Here is a 7,210-nt window from a genome sequence, read left to right as displayed (position 1 = left end):
CCGGTGTTGTGGGCGGTGATGGTGTCGTTGGCGGCGGTGTGGGAGTCGTGGGGGGTGTCGCCGGCGGCGGTGGTGGGGCACAGTCAGGGGGAGATCGCGGCGGTGTGTGTGGCGGGTGGGTTGTCGTTGGAGGACGCGGCGCGGGTGGTGGCGTTGCGCAGCAGGGCGTTGGTGCGGCTGGCGGGGTCGGGTGGGATGGTGTCGGTGGGGTTGCCGGCCGGTCGGGTGGAGCGGTGGCTGGGGGAGTGGGGTGGTCGGTTGTCGGTGGCCGCGGTCAACGGCCCTGGGTCCACGGTGGTCTCCGGTGAGGTGGAGGCGCTGGAGGGGCTGCTGGCCCGGTGTGCGGCGGAGGGGGTGCGGGCGCGGCGGATCCCGGTGGACTACGCGTCACACTCGGCGCAGGTCGAGGCGATCCGCGACGAACTGCTGGCGTCGCTGGCCGGGATCACTCCGGTGTCCTCGACCGTGCCGTTCTGTTCCACGGTGACCGGGCAGGTGTTGGACACCGCGGCCTGCGACGCCGAGTACTGGTATGCGAACCTCCGCCAGACCGTCCGGCTGGACGAGGCCGTGCGCTGCCTGGCAGCCCAGGGCCATCGCGCCTTCGTCGAGATCAGTCCGCATCCGGTGCTGACCATGGCGGTGCAGCAGACCCTGGACGCGACCGGCACCGAGGCAACGGTGGTCACGGACTCGCTGCACCGGGGCGAGGACGGCGTGGCACCGCTGCTGGCCTCCCTGGCCGAACTGCACGTCCACGGCGTTGCCGTCGATCTCGCCGCGGTGTTCGCCGGCACCGGCGCGCGGCGTGTCGACCTGCCCACCTACGCGTTCCAGCACCAGCACTTCTGGCTGCCGACCTCGTCCGGCACACCGAGGACCCCGGAAGAGTCCACTGTGGAAGCCGTTGGGGCCGCACTGCCCGACCAGCCCTCGGCACTGCCGCCGTCAGTGCGTGACCGGTCACCTGCCGAGCAGGACGAGTTGGCGTTGGAGTTGGTGCGCGCGCAGGTCGCCGCGGTGCTGGGCTTCCCAGGACCGGACGGTGTCCACCCCGGACAGGCGTTCCGGGACATCGGTCTGGACTCGCTGACCGCGATGGAGTTGCGCAAACGGCTCAACGCCGCCACCGGGTTGCGCCTGCCGGCCACCGCGGCCTTCGACTACCCGACCCCGAAAGCACTGGCCCAGCACATCCGCGAGGAACTGGCCGGTGGCCACGGCGAACTGGCCGTGGTGCCGCCCGCACCGGCCGCCACCGGTGAACCGATCGCGATCGTCGGGATGAGCTGCCGGTACCCGGGCGAGGTCCGCACACCGGACGACCTGTGGCAGCTCGTGGTCACCGGTGGTGACGCCATCTCGGGTTTCCCCACCGACCGGGGTTGGGACCTGGACCGGCTGTTCGGCCCCGACCACCACCAGAACGGCAGGACCAGTGTCCGCCAGGGCGGGTTCCTCCACGACGCGGCCCAGTTCGACGCCGGCTTCTTCGGCATCTCACCGCGTGAGGCACTGGCCATGGACCCGCAGCAGCGGCTGCTGCTGGAGACCACCTGGGAAGCACTGGAAAACGCCGGCATCGACCCCGGTTCGCTGCGCGGCAGCCAGACCGGGGTGTTCGTCGGCGCCATCGACCAGGACTACGGTCCCCGACCGGACGAGGCGCCCGAAGCGGTCGAGGGCTACCTGATGACCGGCAACCTGCCGGCCGTCGCCTCCGGTCGGGTGGCCTACACCCTCGGCCTGGAGGGGCCGGCGGTCACCGTGGACACAGCGTGCTCGTCCTCGCTCGTGGCGCTGCACCTGGCCGGTCAGGCGCTGCGCGCCGGGGAGTGCACCCTGGCGTTGGCCGGCGGCGTCTCGGTGATGGCAGCCCCCGGGGTCTTCATCGAGTTCAGCAAGCAACAGGGGCTGTCCCCGGACGGCCGGTGCCGGTCGTTCGCGGCGTCGGCCAACGGCACCGGGTGGTCCGAAGGCGTTGGTGTGCTGGTGCTGGAGCGGCTGTCCGACGCACAGCGCAACGGACACCGGGTGCTCGCCGTGGTCCGCGGCTCCGCCATCAACCAGGACGGCGCCAGCAACGGCCTGACCGCGCCCAACGGGCCGGCACAGCAGCGGGTCATCCGCCGGGCACTGGCCAGCGCCGGACTGTCCACACGCGACGTTGACCTGGTGGAGGCGCACGGCACCGGAACCCGGTTGGGCGACCCGATCGAGGCACAGGCGGTCATGGCCACCTACGGGCGGGACCGGCCGGCCGACCAGCCCGTGCGGCTCGGGTCGCTGAAGTCCAACATCGGCCACACCCAGGCAGCCGCCGGTGTCGGCGGCGTGATCAAGACCGTGCTGGCGATCCGGCACGGCGTGCTGCCGCCCACGCTGCACGTGGACGAACCCACCCCGCAGGTGGACTGGTCGGCGGGCGCGGTGTCGCTGCTGACCGAGGCCACGCCGTGGCCGGACACCGGCCGCCCCCGCCGCGCCGGGGTGTCCTCGTTCGGGGTGAGCGGCACCAACGCGCACGTCATCATCGAGCAGGCGCCCACACCGACCGAGCCCGAACCCACCGCGGCCCGGGTGGCCGGGCCCACGCCCTGGCTGCTGTCCGCCCGCACCGTCGAGGCACTGCGCGACCAGGCCCGCCGGCTGTGGGCGCACGTGGCCGCCCAGCACGACATCCACCCCGTCGACATCGCCCACACGCTGGCGACCGCCAGGGCCGCGCTGGAGCACCGCGTGGTCGTGGTGGGCGAGGACAGGAACGACCTGCTCGCCGGCCTGGCCGCGCTGGTCCACCAGGACCCCGCCCCCGTTCCCACCGTGCACGGTGTCGTCGACGGCCAGGCCACTCCCAGGATCGCGTTCCTGTTCACCGGGCAGGGTGCGCAGCGGCCGGGCATGGGGCGGGAACTCGCCGAGCGGCACCCCGTGTTCGCCACGGCGTTCGCGGTGGTGTGCGACGAGTTCGCCGCACACCTGGACCGGCCGCTGCGGGAGGTGGTGTTCGCCGCCGACGACGCGCTGCTGAACCAGACCGGCTACACCCAGCCCGCGCTGTTCGCCGTTGAGGTCGCCCTGTTCCGCCTGGTCGAGCACTGGGGTGTGCGACCGGACTTCCTGGTCGGCCACTCGATCGGCGAACTGGCCGCGGCCCACGTGGCCGGAGTGCTGTCCCTGGCCGACGCCTGCGCGCTGGTCGCGGCCCGAGGCCGGCTGATGCAGGCGCTGCCCGAAGGCGGCGGCATGGTGGCGGTCCAGGCGGGTGTGGACGAGGTCACGCCGCTGCTCGCGGACTGGGCGGACACGGTGAGCGTCGCCGCGGTGAACGGGCCGGCGGCCACGGTGATCTCCGGCGAGATCGACGCGGTGCGGCAGGTTGCGGCGGCACTCGCCGACCGAGGGCACAAGACCAGGTGGCTCCGGGTCAGCCACGCGTTCCACTCGCCGCTGATGGACGACATGCTGGCCGAGTTCCAGCAGGTGGCCGAGGAGGTGACGGTCCAGCCGCCTCGGCTGCCGATCGTGTCAACGCTGACCGGGAAACCGGCCAGCGCCGAGGAGATCTGTGCGCCGGAGTACTGGACCCGACAGGTGCGGGAGCCGGTCCGGTTCGCCGACGCCGTTGTCGGCCTGGCCACCAACCACGGCGTGACCGCGTTCCTGGAGTTGGGCCCGGACGGGGTGCTCTCGGCCATGGCACAGGACTGCCTGGCCGCGCACCCGGCCGACACCACGATCGTGCCGCTGCTGCGCAGGGACCGGCCCGAGCCCCAGACGGCGGCCATCGCCCTGGCCCACCTGCACGCGCGCGGGACCACAGTGGACTGGCCGGCCTTCTTCGCCGGCACCGGGGCACACCGGGTCGACCTGCCCACCTACGCCTTCCAGCACGAGCGCTACTGGCTGGCGGCGCCGACGCGCGCGGCCGATCCCCGGGACGCCGAATTCTGGGCGGCGGTGGCCGAGGCTGATCTGTCCACTGTGGCCGGTGCGCTGGACGCCACCGCTGACACGCCACTGCGCGAACTGCTGCCCAAGCTGTCCGCCTGGCGGCAGCGCGGCGGATCACCCCAGGATGGGGGAACCTGGCGGTACCGCCTGTCCTGGCAGCCCATCGCCGACCAGCCACCCAGGGCACTGCACGGCACCTGGCTGCTGGTGGTGCCGGACACCCTCCACACCGGACACCCCCACGACGAGGACTGCGCCGCCGCGCTCACCGCCCACGGCGCGCAGGTGCGGCGGATCCTGGTCGACCCGGCAGCCGCTGACCGCGCACGCCTGGCCGACGACCTGCGCCGGGCAACCCGGGACGACGCGGCCGTTCGAGGTGTGGTGTCCCTGCTGGCACTCGCCGACCAGCCGCACCCGGCGCTGGCGGCGACGCCGCTCGGCCTCGCCGCGACCACGACCCTGGTGCAGGCCCTTGGCGCGGCCCGGATCACGGCACCCCTGTGGTGCCTGACCCGCGGTGCGGTCGCGGCGAGCGACACCGAAGTCCTGGCCAACCCCGACCAGGCTCCGGTGTGGGGGCTGGGCCGGGTGGCGGCGCTGGAGCACCCCGACCGCTGGGGTGGTCTGGTCGACCTGCCTGAGACACCGGACACCGGCACGTGGACCCGGCTGTGCGCGGTGCTGAGCGGCGCCAGCGGGGAGGACCAGGTGGCGCTCCGGCCAACCGGTGGGTTCGCACCCCGCCTGACCCGCGCCGGCCAGCCAGCCGAAGCGGCCGATGTGGACTGGCGACCCAGCGGCACGGTTCTGGTCACCGGCGGCACCGGAGCGCTGGGGGCGCGCATCGCGCGGTGGCTGGCCGAGCGTGGTGCCGACCACCTGGTGCTGATCAGCCGTCGGGGACAGGACGCACCTGGCGCCGCCGAGCTGGTCGCCGACCTGACCGCACTGGGCACGCGGGTCACCGTCACCGCCTGCGACGCGGCCGACCGCGACGCGCTGGCCGGACTGCTGGCCGCACTGCCACCCGAGCACCCGCTCACCGCGGTGGTGCACACCGCCGGGGTGCTCGACGACGGGGTCATCGACGCGCTCACCCCGGCGAGCATCGACCGGGTCGCCCGGCCCAAGGTGGCCGCCGCCCGCAACCTGCACGAGCTGACCCAGCACCTCGACCTGTCCCAGTTCGTGCTGTTCTCCTCGGCCGCCGGCACGCTCGGCAACGCCGGACAGGCCAACTACGCGGCGGCGAACGCCTTCCTCGACGCGCTGGCCCGTCACCGCAGGGACCGTGGTCTGGCCGCGACCAGCGTGGCATGGGGAGCGTGGGCCGACGGTGGCATGGCGGCCGACGACCGGGCAGCGGAACGGCTGCGCCGGGACGGGGTCACGCCCATGACGCCCGAAGCGGCCATCGCGGCACTGGCCGACGCCGTGGCCGACACCGCCGAGTTCACCCTGATCGCCGACATCGACTGGGCCCGGTTCGCCAGGACCACCGCGGTGGCTCGACCCAACCGGCTGATCCGCGAGCTGCCCGAGGTGCGGTCCCTGCCGTCGGCCGGCGACACCGACAACACCGCGTCGGTCCCGTTCCCGCAGCGCCTGGCCGGAGTGTCCGAGCAGACCAGGCAGCGCCTGGTGCTGGACCTGGTGCGCACCAGCGCCGCCGAGGTGCTCGGCCACCGATCACCCGAAGCGGTCCGGGACACCGTGCAGTTCACCCAACTCGGGTTCGACTCGCTCACCGCGGTCGAGTTGCGCAACCGGCTCACCGCGGCGACCGGCCGCCCCCTGCCGTCGACCCTGGTGTTCGACTGTCCCACCCCGCAGGAACTGGCCCGGTTCCTGGTCGCGGAACTCCACGGCGACACCGCTGAGCCGGAATCCCTGCTGGCCCAACTGGATCAGCTGGCGGCCGCGTTCGCCGGAGTGCGTCCCGACGACCTCCCCGTGATCGCACCGGACGAGGTCACCCGCATGCGGATCACCCTGCGGCTCAAGGCCCTGGTGTCGTCCTGGGCGCAGGTTCAGGGCGAGGCGGAACCGGCCAGCGGACCGGAACGCCAGTTCCAGTCCGCCACCGCCGAGGAACTGTTCGACTTCATCGACAACGAGTTCGGGATGAGCTGATGACCGAAGCGGACGTGGCAACGAGTGGGTCGAACGGACAGCAGGAGACCGATCAGGACAAGCTGCTCGGCTACCTCAAGCGCGTGACGGCCGAACTGCACCGGACCCGCCAGCAGTTGGCTGAGGCCGTGGCAGCGCCGGCCGAGCCCGTCGCGATCGTGGCGATGAGCTGTCGGTTCCCCGGTGGGGTGCGCTGCCAGGAGGACTTCTGGCGGTTGCTGGTCGACGGCGTGGACGCGGTCGCGGACTTCCCCACCGACCGCGGCTGGGACGTGGACGCGCTGTACCACCCGGACCCGGACAACCCCGGCACCTCCTACGTGCGGCAGGGCGGCTTCCTCGACGACGTGGCCGGTTTCGACGCGGCCTTCTTCGAGATCTCGCCGAGGGAAGCACTCGCGATGGACCCGCAGCAGCGGCTGCTGCTGGAGACCTGCTGGGAGGCGTTCGAGCGGGCCGGGGTCAATCCGAGGTCTCCGGTCGGCAGCCAGACCGGCGTGTTCATCGGCACCAACGGCCAGGACTACCCGGAGGTGCTGAAGCGGTCCGCGGCCGAGGTGGCCGGCTACGCCGGTATCGGCAACGCCGCGAGCGTCATGTCCGGTCGGGTGGCTTATGCGTTGGGGTTGCAGGGGCCGGCGGTGACGGTGGACACGGCGTGTTCGTCGTCGTTGGTGGCGTTGCACCTGGCGTGTCAGGCGGTGCGGGGTGGGGAGTGTGGGTTGGCGTTGGCGGGTGGGGTGACGGTGATGGCGACGCCGGGGGCGTTTGTGGAGTTTTCTCGGCAGCGGGGGTTGGCGGTGGATGGGCGGTGCAAGTCGTTCGCGGAGGGTGCGGATGGGACGGGGTGGGGTGAGGGGGTGGGTGTGGTGTTGGTGGAGCGGTTGGTGGATGCGCGGCGCAACGGGCATCCGGTGTTGGCGGTGGTGCGGGGCAGTGCGGTGAATCAGGATGGGGCGAGTAATGGGTTGACGGCGCCGAATGGGCCGTCGCAGCAGCGGGTGATTCGGGCGGCGTTGGCGTCGGCGGGGTTGGGGCCGGGTGAGGTGGATGTGGTGGAGGGGCATGGTACCGGGACCAGTTTGGGTGATCCGATTGAGGCGCAGGCGGTTCTGGCGAC

At 72.7% G+C, this 7,210-nt stretch carries 2 protein-coding genes; both read left to right on the top strand.

Going from position 1 to position 7,210, the window contains the following annotated elements; translation table 11 throughout:
• Window positions 1-6,090, top strand: a 6,090-nt coding sequence (locus tag LX83_RS38235; protein WP_407649778.1) for a type I polyketide synthase, incomplete at its 5' end; no start/stop codon positions are given.
• A 14-nt stretch (window positions 6,091-6,104) separates the two neighbouring features.
• A partial coding sequence (locus tag LX83_RS37415) for a beta-ketoacyl synthase N-terminal-like domain-containing protein (RefSeq protein WP_407649779.1) occupies window positions 6,105-7,210 on the top strand: 1,106 nt, incomplete at its 3' end.

The organism is Goodfellowiella coeruleoviolacea (assembly GCF_024171785.1).
In the GTDB taxonomy this organism is placed as follows: domain Bacteria; phylum Actinomycetota; class Actinomycetes; order Mycobacteriales; family Pseudonocardiaceae; genus Goodfellowiella; species Goodfellowiella coeruleoviolacea.
This window is presented reverse-complemented; position numbering and strand designations above follow the sequence as displayed.